Source organism: Sodalis sp. (in: enterobacteria) (assembly GCF_047607725.1).
GTDB lineage: Bacteria > Pseudomonadota > Gammaproteobacteria > Enterobacterales > Enterobacteriaceae > JBLKSS01.
In genome coordinates this window covers 1-14817 of the sequence record NZ_JBLKSS010000020.1, presented here as the reverse complement: position 1 = coordinate 14817, position 14817 = coordinate 1, and the positions used below count along the sequence as shown (strand labels likewise).

Sequence of the window (14817 nt, the reverse complement as noted above, 5' to 3'; positions counted from 1 at the left end):
GTGGAGCCGGAAGCGTATCTGCGCCATGTGCTGGCGATTATCGCGGATCATCCCATCAACAAAATCAAAGAGCTCCTGCCGTGGAACCTCACCATCCCTGCTGAATAACTGTCAATACGGCGCTGGGCGTACGCTTACGATTCTGGTGAGACTGGATAACGGGGAGATTTTCGGGAGTAGCGGCACGGATAAGCGCATGCAGTTTGTCTCTGGCGCTCAAGCGTCCTCCTTCCAGCAATCCAAACCAATATAGCGGTAATGGGCAATCGAAAAGTGCAGACTGTTGTCCCACGTCTGCTCGGCGCATAGCAGGTAATTGACGCCGTTGTAGCTGATCACGTCACCATCGACAGTATTTTGCCCTGCCACGTTCAGACACTCTTCCGCATAGAGGATGATGGCACGGTTGTAGGCTCGGCCCTGCACTTCCAGCTACAGCGCGTTTTGTTTGTCGGCACGCACTGGCTGTATATTGCAGAACAGCGTTTCCAGCTCTCCCCACTGCGTTTTGATGGCGTAGCCACCCTCGTCATAGCCACTACCGGTTTTAACCCGGCGCAGCTGAAACGGGCGCTTGAAAAACGTCAGCATCTCAGCCTCCCTTGATGCGGCAGAGTATCGCGTTGATCAGGAAGCCTTCGTCAATCAGCGGCTTGTCAGACCCCTTGTGTTCAATGGTTTGCAGGGTATTACGCGGCCAGTAGGTGCGTTTGACGTAATTGCGGTGGTCGGTCTCTCTACCCATAACGCCAGTTTTTCGAGCGCGGTAGGCAGGTCATTAATTTTAGAAAGCCGCTCAAACGCCTTCATCACCCGCTCGGACTGGGTTTCCCAATACGACCGCAGCCACGGACGCGCCGGAATGTGCCGAGTGCCCAGGTCGTTCATAGCGGCATATTCCGCGATGCTAATCCCATCAACGCTTCCGGCATCTTCGTGGATACCTTCGGTAATGTCGACACGGTTAAGCGATAGCAGGGTGTCGATTTCTCTCTCCAACCCGGCATCTTTCGCACTGAGAGTCACTTTCATTAAGCCCCCCAGTGCTCATGACAGCAACAATCACCGTCGCCGCTCACGGTGATGGCGCCCAGCGAAGCGCAGATATCCTCCAGCGACTGCCACTTTGCCAGCCAGTACGCCGGCGAAGCAGCATTCTCCTCTGTTTCAGACGTAGAAAAGGTATATTGCTATTCGCCGACTCTGACGCTTTGTACCGCGAGCAAATCCGAGGCTTGCTGCCTGTCCGTTGCCTTCGCCAATAACAGCAGGTAGATGAGGTAATACAGTTCAGCCTCATCTCCTTTGACATCCTTGAGGCAATGCGGGTGATGAGATGCCGCCACCGCCAGCAAGACTTCCAGCTTTTCGTTGGTGACGCTCAACGCCAAAGCGGGCGCATACACTGAGAGCAGCATTTTGGCTTTCTCAATGGTTAACATCTCACCGCCTCCGCACTACTTCAGATCAACACGCAGGATGGCATCTTTCTGCAACACCTCCAGACCCGCCACCTTGCAGTAGCACGGCACGTAAATGTTGATGTTGCGTGCTTGCGCAGGAAGTGCGGTAAAGGCCACGGGAACACGGTTACGCAGGATATCGTTACGGATAGTGCCGATAACGATACTGCCCTTGCCACTTTTCCCCGCGGAGTTGAGTTCATTGGCCTTCACAAACTCGATACCCGGATTCGCTTGTTTGAGCGCCGCCAGTACGGTCAGGTTGGTATTAGGATTGCTTGGCGTGATGCTCATGTCGTCATACAACGCCTGCGGCAGTACAATGTGCGTCACCGGGAACACACCACCTTTCAGGTTCCAGTGCTGGTTGATGAAGCTGGTGATTTTCGCCAGCGCCGTTTTCGCCTCTACACTGTCTTCAATAGTGGTGAACGGATACGTCAACAGCCCCTGCATCGCATAATCAGCATCGCCGTAGACACCGATAGTGGCGATTTTCCTGTCCATCTCCTGACGCACATAGATGGCCTTGTCGGTGGGCAGTTCGAGACCATTGGCACGTGCTTTTTCTAACTCAGGTACCGAGTAGCAGTAGCTGGCACCGAGCAAATGAGCGCGTGTGGCGTGAGCGTTCAACCCGCGGTCAATGGTCGGCAAATCATCCGCATTATCGCTGATGATTTTCGGTTCGCCTACGGTAAAACCGTCGGTCAATACGAATGAATCCGTCCAATTCGCCACCTCGGCTTTAACGGGAACCAATTTCTGCAACTGCGTCAACATCGGCGTGTAGTCGATGACCCGCTCGCGTGTGACATACAACAACGCCGCAAGCTCTTCCAGCGTCGACTCATCGTTACGGGCAAAACCGGCCACCGCACCGCGCAGGATGTTAGTGTCATACTGAAAGATGCTGTCCTGGCGCATCGTTTGTGTGATAGTCATGCTGGATCTCCTTTATCGCCCTTGTCGCCTTTCGGACCTTGGGGTCCTTGCGGCCCTCTATCGCCTTTATCACCTTTGGGGCCTTGCGCCACATTCACAGCGTCCAGCGAGGCATGAAAATCGACCTGTGCAATCCGGGTGTCGTTGGCAGATTGCACAGCATCCGTGACCAAACGCGCGTTAGCCACCGCCTTGCCGCTGGCAACAAGCTTCCCCGTTGCCGGGTCATAACTCACCTTGGTCTCTTTTTTTAATTCCTCGCCTTCTTTCACTTTCACCCAAATGCGTTCCATTTGCATCGTGCCAACACAGGTCTGTTTCGGATAGTAGCCGAGCACATTGGTCTGTTGGCGCACGGAAACACCGCACAGTACACCCTCACCACCTGCCTTCACTTTCCCGTTCGCTTCGGTGACGAAGACACCAAACGGTACGTTTTCAGCCGCACAGTGGGATATCACGTCTTTAAAGGCGGTATCCGCAATTTGGCCGGGAAGCCTTTTGTATTGTGATAATTCTGCCATCGTCTTATTCCTTCATTTCGCCATTTGCTGGCTCCGGTCACGTCCGATCACTGATTCTGATTTCATCCGATCACTGATTCCGGTCGCCCGATCAGCGATTCCGATTCTGTCCGATCGCTCATCTTCTGTTCCRCCATACTCTGGAGACTTTTAGYTTCCGGGGGTATGGCATGGCACGTAAAAAGAAGAACGCGAGAACAKAAATGTGCATCTATATCAAKGTATTACGCATGAAATTTGAGCAGCGTCGNNCNNNTCGNANNATCGCAGCAGCGCTCGGCATCGGCTGTACCACAGTGMACGATATCCTCGGCCTATTCACGGTAGCTAACCTGGTCTGGCCATTGCCGGCGGAACTGTCCCCCTTCGACCTCGACCACCTGCTCTATCCCGGCTTAATTCGGTATCGATATCAAGCCAGCTGGGTAAGGTCTTGATAGCCTTACCGGATTTGCCGGGATAGAGCAGGTGGTCGAGGTCGACGGGGGACAGTTCCGCCGGCAATGGCCAGACCAGGTTAGCTACCGTGAATMGGCCGAGGATATCGTGCACTGTGGTACAGCCGATGCCGAGCGCTGCTGCGATGGTGCGATTCGAGCGACGCTGCTCAAATTTCATGCGTAATACATTGATATATATTTACATTTTTGTTCTCGCGTTCTTCTTTTTACGTGCCATGCCATACCCCCGGAAGTTAAAAATCTCCAGAGTATAGCGGAACAGAAGATGAGCGATCGGACAGAATCGGAATCGCTGATCGGGCGACCGGAATCAGTGATCGGATGAAATCAGAATCAGTGATCGGACGTGACCGGAACCAGCAATTAAACTTTCCTTTTACCCATTGTGATGCCTGTTTCGTGCGCCGAAATCCGCTTTTATGCAGCATAATATCGCGTCTAGCTTTCCTTATCTTTCACGTGGCTTTTCCAGCGGTTGATAATTTAAGTTATGGTTTCCACCGCCGTTCAATGATAAGTTCTGCCTAAAGGTATCGTTTGCGTCAGCCCCCTTTACCCGCCCGTGCAGGGGCTTTGAGCGCTTCGGTAGTTATCTGTCTTCCCATTGAGTAAGAGAGAAAAGATGGCTCAGCAGACCCCGCTGTATGAAGAGCACCTCGCGTGCGGCGCCAAAATGGTGGATTTCCACGGCTGGATGATGCCGCTCCACTATGGTTCCCAACTGGATGAACATCATCAGGTACGGCGCGATGCCGGCATGTTCGACGTGTCCCATATGACCATTGTCGACTTAGCGGGGCTGCGCACCCGTGATTTTCTGCGTTATCTGCTGGCCAATGATGTCGCCAAGCTGACAGTGCCCGGCAAAGCGCTTTACACCGGCATGCTTAATGCTTCCGGCGGGGTGATAGACGATCTTATCGTCTATTTCCTTTCCGAAACCGAGTTTCGCCTGGTGGTGAATTCCGCCACCCGCGACAAAGACGTTGAGTGGATCACTCGCCACGCCGAGCGCTACCAGGTGACGGCAAACGTGCGCGACGATCTGGCGCTGATTGCAGTGCAGGGGCCGCAGGCGCAAAGCAAAACGCAGACGCTCTTCACCCCGCAACAGCGTCAGGCGGTGGCCGGAATGAAACCGTTTTTCGGCGTGCAGGCCGGCAATCTGTTCATCGCTACCACCGGCTATACTGGCGAGGCGGGCTATGAGATTGCGTTACCCGCCACGCAGGCCGCGGATTTCTGGCGGTGGCGGCTGGCGGCTGGCGTGAAGCCCTGTGGACTGGGCGCGCGCGATACTTTGCGCCTGGAGGCGGGGATGAACCTTTACGGCCAGGAAATGGACGAAAGCATTTCTCCGCTCGCGGCCAATATGGGTTGGACCATTACCTGGCAGCCGGAGGACCGCGATTTCATCGGGCGCGAGGCGCTGGAGGCCCAGCGCGCCGCCGGCGACGGCGAACAATTGGTCGGATTGGTGATGACCGAAAAAGGCGTATTGCGCAATGGCCTGCCGGTCCATTTCACCGACGCTTCCGGCAATATGCAGCAAGGCATCATCACCAGCGGCTCGTTTTCACCCACTCTGGGCGTCAGCATTGCGCTGGCGCGAGTGCCGGCCGGCATCGGCCAGCAGGCGATAGTGTTAATCCGTAACCGCGAAATGCCGGTTAAGGTCACCAAACCCGGTTTTGTGCGCGCCGGCAAAGCGGTTGCGCAATAACTAACTTTGTCATAGTGAGGATGGCGATGAGCAATGTGCCGACAGAATTAAAATATACCGCATCCCATGAGTGGGTGTTAAACGAAGGCGACGGCGTTTATTGTGTCGGGATTACCGAGCATGCGCAGGAGCTGTTGGGCGATATGGTGTTCATGGACCTACCCGAAATTGGCGCCTCGTTCTCCGCCGGCGAAGATTGCGCCGTAGCGGAATCGGTAAAAGCCGCATCGGATATCTATGCGCCCATTAGCGGCGAAATCGTGGCGGTGAACGACGATCTCGACGGGTCGCCGGAGTTGGTCAACTGCGCGCCTTATACCGATGGCTGGCTGTTTAAGATTAAAGCCGCCGACGAAAGCGAAGTGAACGAATTGCTCGACGCCGCCGCTTATCAGGCCGCCATCGACGAAGAAGACGAATAACGCTGACGCCCCGGCCGCGACCGCCGGGGTGCCCCTCGCGATTACCCTTTTCCGGTCCCACGCCCGATGCAGGAATTGTTGTCCATGACCCAGACTCTCAGCCAGCTTGAACATCATGACGCCTTCATAGCGCGTCATATCGGCCCTTCCGCGCCGCAACAGGCAAATATGCTTGCCGCCGTGGGCAGCGATTCCCTGGCGGGGCTCATTGCCCAAATCGTGCCGGTGGACATTCAGCTTGCCGCGGCACCCGCCATGGGCGAGCCGACGACGGAAGCGCAGGCGCTGGCGGAGCTAAAGGCTATCGCCAGTCAGAACCAGCGCTACAAATCCTTTATCGGCATGGGCTATAGCGCGGTGGTGACGCCGCCCGTTATTCTGTGCAATATGCTGGAAAACCCGGGCTGGTACACCGCCTACACACCCTATCAGCCCGAGGTATCCCAGGGCCGGCTTGAAACGCTGCTTAATTTTCAACAGCTGACGCTGGATTTGACGGGTCTGGACATCGCCTCGGCCTCGCTGCTGGATGAAGCCACCGCGGCCGCCGAAGCCATGGCGCTCGCCAAGCGCGCCAGCAAGTTGAAGCAGGCAAACCGCTTTTTCGTCGCCGACGATGTGCATCCTCAAACCCTGGATGTCGTGCGCACCCGCGCCGGCACCTTTGGCTTTGAGCTGGTCATCGATAAGGCAGAGGCGGCGCTGGAACATCCCGATCTCTTCGGCGTGCTGCTACAGCAGGTGGGCACCACCGGCGAGCTGCATGACTATCACGCGCTGATTGCCGAGCTCAACAGCCGTAAAATCATCAGCTGCGTGGCGGCGGATTTACTCTCGCTGCTGCTGCTGGCCGCGCCCGGCGCGCAGGGCGCCGATGTGGTGTTCGGTTCGTCGCAGCGCTTCGGCGTGCCGATGGGGTACGGCGGCCCGCACGCGGCGTTTTTCGCCGCCCGCGATGAGATGAAGCGCTCCATGCCGGGGCGGATTATAGGTGTTTCCCACGACGCCGCCGGCGATATCGCACTGCACATGGCGATGCAGACGCGCGAGCAGCATATTCGCCGCGAGAAGGCGAACTCGAACATTTGTACTTCACAGGTGTTGCTGGCCAATATCGCCGGCCTGTATGCCGTCTATCACGGTCCGCAGGGGCTGCAACGCATCGCGGGGCGTATTCACCGCCTGACAATGATTCTAGCGCAGGGGCTGCGCGACGCCGGCCTGACGCTCAGGCACGATCGCTGGTTCGATACCCTGACCGTCGAAGTAGCCGATAAAGCGGGCGTGCTGGCGCGCGCCGATGCCGCCGGCATCAATTTGCGCAGCGACATTCATGGCGCGGTGGGCATCACCCTTGACGAAACGACCGTGCGTGAAGATGTGCAAACCCTCTGGCAGGTGGTCACGGGCGCCACGGACACCCTGGCAATCGATGCGCTGGATGCCGGCTGCGGCGACGTGATCCCGCAGGAACTGCTGCGCACCACGCCTATCCTGACCCATGAGGTGTTCAACCGCTACCATAGCGAAACGGAAATGATGCGCTATATGCACCGGCTGGAGCGCAAGGATCTGGCGCTGAACCAGGCGATGATCCCGCTCGGATCCTGCACGATGAAGCTTAACGCAGCCGCCGAGATGATCCCTATTACCTGGCCGGAATTCGCCGAGCTGCATCCTTTCTGCCCCCCGGAGCAGGCGGCGGGATACCAGCAGATGATCGCCCAACTCTCGCGCTGGCTTATCCAACTGACCGGCTACGATGCCCTGTGCATGCAGCCGAACTCCGGCGCCCAGGGCGAATATGCCGGCCTGCTGGCGATTCGTCGTTATCATGAGAGCCGTAATCAGGGCGAGCGTCATATTTGTCTTATCCCGAGCTCAGCCCACGGTACCAACCCGGCGTCGGCGCAGATGGCCGGCATGTCGGTCACCGTGGTGGCCTGCGATAAGAATGGCAACATTGATTTGCACGATTTGCGCGTCAAGGCCGAGCAGGCAGGCGAGCAATTGTCCTGCATTATGGTGACCTACCCCTCAACCCACGGCGTTTATGAAGAAACCATCCGTGAAGTGTGCCAGATTGTCCATCAATACGGCGGCCAGGTCTATCTGGACGGCGCCAATATGAATGCCAGGTGGGGATCACGTCGCCGGGCTATATCGGCGCCGATGTATCGCATCTCAACCTGCATAAAACCTTCTGCATCCCCCACGGCGGCGGCGGTCCGGGCATGGGACCCATCGGCGTGAAGGCGCATCTGGCCCCGTTCGTCCCCGGTCATTCGGTGGTGGAACTGGACGGCGTTTTAACCCGCCAGGGTGCCGTCAGCGCCGCGCCGTTCGGCAGCGCGTCGATCTTACCCATCAGTTGGATGTATATCCGTATGATGGGCGCGGAAGGATTAAAACAAGCCAGCCAGGTGGCGATTCTGAACGCCAATTATATCGCCAGCCGGTTGCAGCAGGCTTATCCGGTGCTGTATACCGGACGCGACGGCCGCGTGGCCCACGAATGTATCCTGGATATCCGACCGCTGAAAGAGGCCACCGGCATCAGCGAAATGGATATCGCCAAACGCCTGATCGACTATGGTTTCCACGCCCCCACTATGTCTTTCCCGGTGGCCGGTACGCTGATGGTCGAGCCCACCGAATCGGAAAGCCAGCTGGAGCTCGATCGCTTCATTGAGGCGATGCTGGCGATCCGCGCCGAAATCCAGCAGGTGGCGGACGGCATCTGGCCGGCAAGCGATAATCCGCTGGTGAACGCGCCCCATACCCAGCGTGAGCTGGCCGGCGAGTGGCGCTATCCGTACGATCGCCAGGTTGCGGCATTCCCGGCCGGGTATGGCGATAAATACTGGCCGGCGGTAAAACGGTTGGACGATGTTTATGGCGACCGCAATTTGTTTTGCTCCTGCGTGCCCATCGGCGATTATGCCTAAACGTCACGGCTAGGCGCCGGCGGGCGCCATCCGGTCGGTGTGCCGTAGATAAATATTGTCCCGGCGAAGATATCGCCGTCCGCTGCGTTATTTTAGCCAGCCTTGCTGCTGCGCCTGCTGCAGGTGCCGGGTAAGATGCGTCCATAGCGCCGGATAGACATCGGCGATAAACGCGTTGCGCGTCAGCACCTGTTCGAGGGTGATGCCGTTCTCGACCCAGCTCTGCCCCTGGTTATGCAGGTTCATCAGCACCGGCATTAGCCTATCGATCATCAGGGCGAAACGGGTGCTTGGGGTTTCACCCGCCTCATATTCCAGCCACAATTCATGAAACTGGCGACGCTGCGGCGTCGGCAGCTGCCCGAACAGCCGCTGTGCCGCCTTTGCTTCCATCGCGTGGACTGCCTCGCGCCCAGCGAGATCGTAGACCAGCACGTCGCCGGCATCGATTTCGACGATGTCGTGAACCAGCGCCATTTGCGTCACGCGAGTGATATCGACATCGGCGTCGGCATAGGGGGCCAGGGCCATCACCGCGACCGCAAAGTGCCAACTGTGCTCCGCGGTGTTCTCCTACCGTTGGGTACCAAGTACTTTGGTGCGGCGTTGTATGCTTTTGAGCTTATCAATTTCGATCAGAAAAGCGACGACTTCGGTCAGTTCGCCGAAAGCCAGCGCGGGTGGTGTTGTAGCCATCAGATTCCCCGGCATAATCCATTTGAGCGGCCTAATGTAGGCCAATTTACCCGTGAATTCGACCGGAATAGCCGCGCCCTGGACGGCGCGCCTTTACATTTCCTCACGGTTTATTTCAGCGTACAAATGTACACCGAATTGCCTGTCGATTACCATATATACTGTGCGCGTACGGACGAACGCATCGTTTAGCAGAGGTAAGATAATCTATGAGAAACAAACCATTAGCCAAAAGCTACTCCTTGGCGGAAGAGATAGCCAATAGCGTCAGTCACGGCGTGGGGGTGATCTTTGGTATTGTCGGTCTGGTTCTCATGCTCAATCAGGCAAGCGAAGCTGGGGCCAACGCGCTCGCGGTGACCAGCTACAGCCTTTACGGCGGCAGTATGATCTTGCTGTATCTGGCCTCGACGCTTTACCACACCATCCCCCATCCGCCGGCTAAACGCTGGCTGAAGAAGGTCGACCACTGCGCGATTTACCTGTTGATCGCCGGCACCTATACGCCGTTTTTGTTGATAGGCCTGGCCTCGCCGCTGGCCAAATGGCTGATGGTGGTCATCTGGGTGATGGCGGCGGTGGGCGTCCTGTTCAAACTGGTGTTCGCGCATCGCTTTCGCGTTATATCCATCATCACGTATTTAACCATGGGCTGGTTATCGCTGGTGGTCATTTATCAGCTGGTGCAGCGTTTACCCGCCGGCGGCGTGGCGCTGCTGGCGGCGGGGGGCGTGATCTACTCGCTGGGCGTGGTTTTCTACGTCTGGGAACGGAGTAAGCGCCCCGTGGAGGACGTCTTGAATTATTGGTGGGTTTGTTGTATGAGACAGTAAACCTACGTTATACACGCTTATGCTCATTGCATTTTCACATTATATTGATTTTAATAATTTTTATTTCCATCCCGGTTTGAGTGATATGAAATTAGTGGTTCTGAAGTTTGTGATAGTGTCCATTAAAATTTAAGTGGACACTATCATCGCCGGATTATCCATAATCTGACAGCCGTCCCTTATAGGATGCGTGTTCACTAGGCATCGTAGTGGAACATATTCTTACCGGGCCATACAACAAACCCACCAATAATTCAAGATGTCCTCCACGGGGCGCTTACCTTTTAACAGCCATTCCTGCCCTTCGTCCAGTGCCTTCCATTTTGCCAATTCGCCTTTGAGCGACATGATTTCTTCATCTGCTGTTGCGAATGGTTTTGATGAATCATCGTCAAACAGAACCATATCTCTTACACTGTCGCTGCAAATAATGTTATTTATGATTCACGTCCTTTTAAATTAATGCGCTAATGGTTTGGTTGAGCCGTTATAGACAAAAGGGTTCGCGTTATTTCCATCGACTTCCCATCCGGCAATAGAAAAGCGCCCCATCTTCTGGTGGTACCATTGGGTGCCGCGCTGCTCTGCCTCGTACATCATGTTGCTCAGTGCAGAAACGAAATTATTTTCATGAACAACGGACATTTGCGTAACCTGACCGCCCGGCGCGACATGGGGAACCTTTTTATGCGGGACACCCCACGCCATGACCAGCTGCTTGCTTTTGGCATTGCTGAGGCCGTAAGTCGCTTGCAGATAGCTGTAGCCCTGATAACCGGCGGGGATAGTGCCTTGCTTGATGTGGTCGATTTCCTCGGCAACCTGCTCGACTTGCGTTTCCACCGATTTCAGGCGGCGCTCCTGGGCAACATTCGCCAGTGCCATAGCCGCGATTAACTCTGCCTGTGATTTGGGTACAGCCTGTTGCTCCAGCTTATCAATCAGCGAGCGGCGAACTGCCTTTGATTCACGTGCCGCAACACGGAGGGCTTGCTTGAGCGTCATATGGATAATTTCGGACTCTGTGTTGTTCGTTTTTTGCACTACAAAAATTTTGTAGTGCTCGCCTTCAAGCTCATCTTTGATGCGGTCGATGAAAACATTGTTGCGGATGGGTGGTTCGCCGTACTCCTTGCGCGTTTCGTTGACCATAGTCAGCAACCGCTGAGAGTCGATGCCGTTGCCGCTATTCATGGTTAAATCTTGTACGTTCATTAAATTTTGGTAAGCGTACGCCCTGCGCCGTATTGACAGTTATTCAGCAGGGATGGTGAGGTTCCACGGCAGGAGCTTTTTGATTTTGTTGATGGGATGATCCGCGATAATCGCCAGCACATGGCGCAGATACGCTTCCGGCTCCACGTCGTTTAGTTTGCAACTACCGATCAGCGTATACATCAGCGCCGCCCGGTCGCCGCCGCTATCCGAACCGAAGAACAGATAGTTCTTGCGACCCAGGCTTATTACCCGCMGCGCGTTTTCAGCGATATTATTGTCGATCTCCGCCCARCCATCGCCGGCGGGTAATAAGCCTGGGTCGCAAGAACTATCTATTCTTCGGTTCGGATAGCGGCGGCGACCGGGCGGCGCTGATGTATACGCTGATCGGCAGTTGCAAACTGAACGGCGTGGAGCCGGAAGCGTATCTGCGCCATGTGCTGGCGATTATTGCGGATCATCCCATCAACAAAATCAAAGAGCTCCTGCCGTGGAACCTCACCATCCCTGCTGAATAACTGTCAATACGGCGCTGGGCGTACGCTTACCGAAAATGCAACCGCGCGAGATCCTCGCTGTTTTCGCGGTAAGTGGCCTGCGTTCAGGAGCCGCTGTCGACATAGTCATAAAACAGCCTCGGCACGCGCCGCCGCGCCAGGCGCTGCAGGTCATCGAGGCAGGTGATGGTCTGCCTCATACGCCCGTCCCGGCGCGGGCGGCGGCCACGGTAACATTGTATTGTTCGCCCAGGCCGTCGATGCCGAGGCGCAGCGTCTGACCCGGCCTGAGATAAACCGGCGGCGTAAACCCCATTCCCACCCCCGCCGGCGTGCCGGTGGCGATAATATCGCCTGGCTGTAAGCTCATGAATTGACTGATATAGGCCACCAGTTGCGCAACGCCGAAAATCATTTCACCGGTGTTGCTTTCCTGGCGCCGCACGCCATCCACCTCGAGCCACAGCGCCAGGTTTTGCTCATCGATGATGTCATCACGCGTGACCAGATAGGGCCCTAGCGGCGCGAAGGTATCGGCACATTTCCCCTTGTCCCACTGCCCGCCGCGCTCGATTTGCCAGGCGCGTTCCGAAATGTCGTTAAGCACGCAATAGCCGGCGACATGATCCAGCACCTGCGCCTGGGTGAGATAGCGTCCGTGCCACCCGATGACCACGCCCAGCTCCACCTCCCAATCGACTTTGCTGGCGCCGGGCGGAATTTCAATTGGGTCCTGAGGGCCGGTGATGGCGCTGGTGACTTTCAAAAATAAGATGGGCTCTTGCGGCAGCGCCATCATACCGGCCTCATGGGCATGATCGCGATAGTTCAATCCGACGCAGACAATTTTGCCTGGACGCGCTACGCAAGGGCCAAGACGCGTGCCCGGGCTGACCTGCGGTAACCTGGATAGGGACAACGACCGCAGGCGCTGCAAGCTGTCGTCGGACAGTCTCTGCCCGTGCCAGTCGTCAACGATGCCGCTCACATCGCGGATCTGCTGCTCTTCGTCCAACACGCCCGGTTTCTCATGGCCCGGCTCTCCCCAGCGCACTAGCTTCATGATGCCTTTCCCCTTCATCTAAAACGTGCTTTGCATTCAATGTACACTTAGTTAATGAAAGTTCGCCCAAGCTGTCAAAAAAAAGTTAATAAAATGATAAATCCATCACTATTCTGCTTCTTTTTGCGAGGAGTATCACGCTGCGAAGGGAGAAACGACGGCGATGTCGCGCGTAGTACTGGACAGCGATAGCGCCGCTTACAATAATGAGAACCAATGCTCCACTACCCGTGTTCACCGCCTTTTTTGGTGCCAACAAGCCCAAACTATGTCAGGATATGACGGATAAGCTTTCCCTGCAGGATCGCGCCTTTCATTTGCTAAAAACCATGATTGACGATGGCCGCCTCGCACCGGGCGAAAAACTGCTGGAAGCGCATGTGTCAAAGGCCTTTGGTATCAGCTGTTCGCCAGCCCGCCATGCGTTGCGCCGACTGTGCGATCAAAAGCTTATCCAGGAGGGTCAAGGGCGGGGGTATACGGTTGCGGGTCACGCCGATGCGCGTCGCGCGTCGCAGCATGCGAATCTGGCCACCATAAAAATTCCGCCGGTGGCGCGCTGGGAAAGCATGTACGATCAGCTTGAACAGGCTATTTGCACCAGCGCCCTTTTCAGCGCGGTGCGGATCATCGAAGACCGCGTGGCGACGCATTTTAACGTCAGCCGGACCGTGGTCCGCGAGGTGCTGGCGCGAATGCACAGCGTCGGTCTGGTGAATAAAGATGCCCTGGGCCGCTGGATTGCCGCCCAGGTTACCCCGGAAAAAACCCATCACCTCTATGAAATTCGTTGGCTATTAGAACCCCAGGCCTTGCTGCAGGCGGCCCCACGGGTCACGGAAAGCGCCTTGCGCCAGGCGCGCGAGACGGTAGTGCAATCGCTGGACGGCTTCCCGCGTGAAGGTTTCGATACCGATGTCGTCGAAAACGACCTGCATGTACGCCTGCTCTCCTCCTGCCCCAATGTTGAGATCTTGCAAGTGCTGGCGCGCACCCGCATTTTGTTTGTGCCGACCCGCTATTTGTTCGATCCGGTGCTGCACATCCCTCTATCCCTTATCGAAGACGCGCTCAAAGAACACCTGCACATTTACGATCTGCTGCTGAGCCGGCAAACGACGGCCGCGGCGGAAGCCCTGCGCACGCATTTACAGCGCGCCGATGATCGGTGGCTGCGGCGCTTTAACAGCGCCGTGCATTTGACCAACAGCGCGATTCCGTCTTATTTAATGCCGCTTTAGCCCCGGCGGCGCGGGGCCGTTGCGCCGGGTGCGTCTATTCGTCAAAGGTGAGCACCAGCTCATAGAGCATACACAGAAACGTCGATGACGCCGTCGGCGGCGCCTGCCGCTCACCAGCTAACACGGGGCGCGGCCCTGTTTGCTGAAGGATCTTATGGCGCGCCTGCGCCAGGTCGGCAATGATGCGCACGACGAACTGCTTGTCGTCCATGATAAGGTTCGCTCTGAGCATCTTGTCGCGTTTTATGCTTTCGATAAACTGCTCCACGGTGATGCTCGCGTCACCTTGCATGTTGCGAAACACGTTAAGGTAGCGATTAGCCAGTGGCATCAGCTGCCGTTGAATATCCTGCATGGCCTCGGCCCCACCCTGGCCAGCCTCTCCGGTATCGTCCTTTAGCTCGTGCGGCGGTCCCGTGTCGGCCTCCAGGGCTTGCGTTAGGCAAGCGGACCTAGCACCCAGTGCGCTATGCTGCGGCTCAATGCTGACGTTGCGAAAATAATGATGTGTGATAAAATTGTCCACCATGATATAGCAGCGCCTTGCACTGTCGGCAGGATGGGCGAAGCCCAGCGCGAGGTGGGCGTTGTGAGCAGAGGAAGGTGCGGGGTAACGGCTGGCAAATTTAATCGCGTGAGGGTGTAAGCGTACGCCCAGCGCCGTCTGTTAATTCCCCATCAAGTTATTAAAGATGATGTCCATTATTTTTTTAATGGGCGCAATTCATGAAACAAACCCCACCAAAACCCTCAAGACGTCGTCCAAATTTCCCGCTGGACTTT

15 protein-coding genes and 6 pseudogenes are annotated in these 14817 nt (G+C 56.3%); 9 read left to right on the top strand and 12 right to left on the bottom strand.

Annotation, left to right across the window (positions count from 1 at the left end; translation table 11 throughout):
- A partial coding sequence (locus tag ACMX3H_RS02500; protein WP_415209556.1) for a transposase domain-containing protein occupies positions 1 to 108 on the top strand: 108 nt, incomplete at its 5' end.
- A 108-nt stretch (positions 109 to 216) separates the two neighbouring features.
- On the opposite strand, the gene ACMX3H_RS02495 is transcribed toward ACMX3H_RS02500, so the two are convergent.
- From ACMX3H_RS02495 to ACMX3H_RS02470, 6 genes are all read right to left on the bottom strand, one after another.
- Positions 217 to 426 carry a hypothetical protein gene (locus tag ACMX3H_RS02495; protein ID WP_415209680.1) on the bottom strand — a complete coding sequence of 70 codons (210 nt, stop codon included), beginning with the start codon at positions 424 to 426 and terminating at the stop codon, positions 217 to 219.
- Positions 427 to 432: 6 nt separating this feature from the next.
- Positions 433 to 591: a hypothetical protein gene (locus ACMX3H_RS02490; RefSeq protein WP_415209679.1), complete on the bottom strand. Its 159-nt coding sequence runs from the start codon at positions 589 to 591 to the stop codon at positions 433 to 435.
- Between the two features lie 54 nt (positions 592 to 645).
- Positions 646 to 1032 carry a hypothetical protein gene (locus ACMX3H_RS02485; RefSeq protein ID WP_415209678.1) on the bottom strand — a complete coding sequence of 129 codons (387 nt, stop codon included), beginning with the start codon at positions 1030 to 1032 and terminating at the stop codon, positions 646 to 648.
- Positions 1033 to 1190: 158 nt separating this feature from the next.
- Complete coding sequence (locus ACMX3H_RS02480) at positions 1191 to 1442, bottom strand: hypothetical protein (protein ID WP_415209677.1); 252 nt, start codon at positions 1440 to 1442, stop codon at positions 1191 to 1193.
- 15 nt (positions 1443 to 1457) lie between these two features.
- Positions 1458 to 2408: a major capsid family protein gene (locus ACMX3H_RS02475; RefSeq protein WP_415209676.1), complete on the bottom strand. Its 951-nt coding sequence runs from the start codon at positions 2406 to 2408 to the stop codon at positions 1458 to 1460.
- Entirely contained in the window at positions 2405 to 2932 is a 528-nt protein-coding gene (locus tag ACMX3H_RS02470) for a collagen-like protein (RefSeq protein WP_415209675.1), read from the bottom strand. Before ACMX3H_RS02470 ends, ACMX3H_RS02475 begins: the two co-directional genes overlap by 4 nt.
- Before the next feature lie 170 nt (positions 2933 to 3102).
- Here ACMX3H_RS02470 and ACMX3H_RS02465 point away from each other — a divergent pair.
- Positions 3103 to 3327, top strand: a pseudogene (locus ACMX3H_RS02465) (IS21 family transposase); the annotation flags it as partial.
- On the opposite strand, the pseudogene ACMX3H_RS02460 reads toward ACMX3H_RS02465, so the two are convergent.
- Positions 3323 to 3550 (bottom strand): annotated as a pseudogene (locus ACMX3H_RS02460) (IS21 family transposase); the annotation flags it as partial. The pseudogenes ACMX3H_RS02465 and ACMX3H_RS02460 sit on opposite strands and share 5 nt — an antisense overlap.
- Positions 3551 to 4015: 465 nt before the next feature.
- Here ACMX3H_RS02460 and gcvT point away from each other — a divergent pair.
- From gcvT to gcvP, 3 genes and pseudogenes are all read left to right on the top strand, one after another.
- Entirely contained in the window at positions 4016 to 5116 is a 1101-nt protein-coding gene (gene gcvT, locus ACMX3H_RS02455; RefSeq protein ID WP_415209674.1) for a glycine cleavage system aminomethyltransferase GcvT, read from the top strand.
- Positions 5117 to 5142: 26 nt separating this feature from the next.
- Entirely contained in the window at positions 5143 to 5538 is a 396-nt protein-coding gene (gcvH, locus tag ACMX3H_RS02450) for a glycine cleavage system protein GcvH (protein ID WP_415209673.1), read from the top strand.
- 84 nt (positions 5539 to 5622) lie between these two features.
- Positions 5623 to 8486 (top strand): annotated as a pseudogene (gene gcvP / locus ACMX3H_RS02445) (aminomethyl-transferring glycine dehydrogenase).
- An 87-nt stretch (positions 8487 to 8573) separates the two neighbouring features.
- Here gcvP and ACMX3H_RS02440 read toward each other — a convergent pair.
- Positions 8574 to 9182: pseudogene (locus ACMX3H_RS02440) on the bottom strand (HD domain-containing protein).
- A gap of 209 nt (positions 9183 to 9391) precedes the next feature.
- On the opposite strand from ACMX3H_RS02440, the gene trhA reads away from it, so the two are divergent.
- Together trhA and ACMX3H_RS02430 are read left to right on the top strand one after the other, a co-directional pair.
- Entirely contained in the window at positions 9392 to 10015 is a 624-nt protein-coding gene (gene trhA / locus ACMX3H_RS02435; protein WP_415209672.1) for a PAQR family membrane homeostasis protein TrhA, read from the top strand.
- A 209-nt stretch (positions 10016 to 10224) separates the two neighbouring features.
- Positions 10225 to 10356 carry a hypothetical protein gene (locus ACMX3H_RS02430; protein WP_415209671.1) on the top strand — a complete coding sequence of 44 codons (132 nt, stop codon included), beginning with the start codon at positions 10225 to 10227 and terminating at the stop codon, positions 10354 to 10356.
- Positions 10357 to 10474: 118 nt separating this feature from the next.
- On the opposite strand, the gene ACMX3H_RS02425 is transcribed toward ACMX3H_RS02430, so the two are convergent.
- Both ACMX3H_RS02425 and ACMX3H_RS02420 read right to left on the bottom strand, forming a co-directional pair.
- Positions 10475 to 11230: a hypothetical protein gene (locus ACMX3H_RS02425; protein ID WP_415209670.1), complete on the bottom strand. Its 756-nt coding sequence runs from the start codon at positions 11228 to 11230 to the stop codon at positions 10475 to 10477.
- Positions 11231 to 11269: 39 nt separating this feature from the next.
- Positions 11270 to 11536 (bottom strand): annotated as a pseudogene (locus tag ACMX3H_RS02420) (transposase domain-containing protein); the annotation flags it as partial.
- On the opposite strand from ACMX3H_RS02420, the pseudogene ACMX3H_RS02415 reads away from it, so the two are divergent.
- Positions 11536 to 11751: pseudogene (locus ACMX3H_RS02415) on the top strand (transposase domain-containing protein); the annotation flags it as partial. The pseudogenes ACMX3H_RS02420 and ACMX3H_RS02415 sit on opposite strands and share 1 nt — an antisense overlap.
- Before the next feature lie 175 nt (positions 11752 to 11926).
- On the opposite strand, the gene ACMX3H_RS02410 reads toward ACMX3H_RS02415, so the two are convergent.
- On the bottom strand, positions 11927 to 12793 hold the full coding sequence (locus ACMX3H_RS02410) for a fumarylacetoacetate hydrolase family protein (RefSeq protein WP_415209669.1): 867 nt from the start codon (positions 12791 to 12793) through the stop codon (positions 11927 to 11929).
- 278 nt (positions 12794 to 13071) lie between these two features.
- Here ACMX3H_RS02410 and ACMX3H_RS02405 point away from each other — a divergent pair, with 278 nt between their 5' ends.
- Positions 13072 to 14034, top strand: a complete 963-nt coding sequence (locus ACMX3H_RS02405; protein ID WP_415209668.1) for a GntR family transcriptional regulator — start codon at positions 13072 to 13074, stop codon at positions 14032 to 14034.
- 34 nt (positions 14035 to 14068) lie between these two features.
- Here ACMX3H_RS02405 and ACMX3H_RS02400 read toward each other — a convergent pair whose 3' ends face one another.
- Positions 14069 to 14563, bottom strand: a complete 495-nt coding sequence (locus ACMX3H_RS02400; protein WP_415209667.1) for a hypothetical protein — start codon at positions 14561 to 14563, stop codon at positions 14069 to 14071.
- Positions 14564 to 14817 lie beyond the last annotated feature (254 nt).

What these genes read in the sequence shown, in the direction of transcription:
- ACMX3H_RS02470 (WP_415209675.1), bottom strand. Translation starts at nt 2,932, where the DNA reads ATGGCAGAATTATCACAATACAAAAGGCTTCCCGGCCAAATTGCGGAT.
- ACMX3H_RS02490 (WP_415209679.1), bottom strand. Translation starts at nt 591, where the DNA reads ATGCTGACGTTTTTCAAGCGCCCGTTTCAGCTGCGCCGGGTTAAAACC.
- gcvH (WP_415209673.1), top strand. Translation starts at nt 5,143, where the DNA reads ATGAGCAATGTGCCGACAGAATTAAAATATACCGCATCCCATGAGTGG.
- ACMX3H_RS02480 (WP_415209677.1), bottom strand. Translation starts at nt 1,442, where the DNA reads ATGTTAACCATTGAGAAAGCCAAAATGCTGCTCTCAGTGTATGCGCCC.
- ACMX3H_RS02475 (WP_415209676.1), bottom strand. Translation starts at nt 2,408, where the DNA reads ATGACTATCACACAAACGATGCGCCAGGACAGCATCTTTCAGTATGAC.
- ACMX3H_RS02410 (WP_415209669.1), bottom strand. Translation starts at nt 12,793, where the DNA reads ATGAAGCTAGTGCGCTGGGGAGAGCCGGGCCATGAGAAACCGGGCGTG.
- ACMX3H_RS02485 (WP_415209678.1), bottom strand. Translation starts at nt 1,032, where the DNA reads ATGAAAGTGACTCTCAGTGCGAAAGATGCCGGGTTGGAGAGAGAAATC.
- ACMX3H_RS02425 (WP_415209670.1), bottom strand. Translation starts at nt 11,230, where the DNA reads ATGAACGTACAAGATTTAACCATGAATAGCGGCAACGGCATCGACTCT.
- gcvT (WP_415209674.1), top strand. Translation starts at nt 4,016, where the DNA reads ATGGCTCAGCAGACCCCGCTGTATGAAGAGCACCTCGCGTGCGGCGCC.
- ACMX3H_RS02400 (WP_415209667.1), bottom strand. Translation starts at nt 14,563, where the DNA reads ATGGTGGACAATTTTATCACACATCATTATTTTCGCAACGTCAGCATT.
- ACMX3H_RS02405 (WP_415209668.1), top strand. Translation starts at nt 13,072, where the DNA reads ATGACGGATAAGCTTTCCCTGCAGGATCGCGCCTTTCATTTGCTAAAA.
- trhA (WP_415209672.1), top strand. Translation starts at nt 9,392, where the DNA reads ATGAGAAACAAACCATTAGCCAAAAGCTACTCCTTGGCGGAAGAGATA.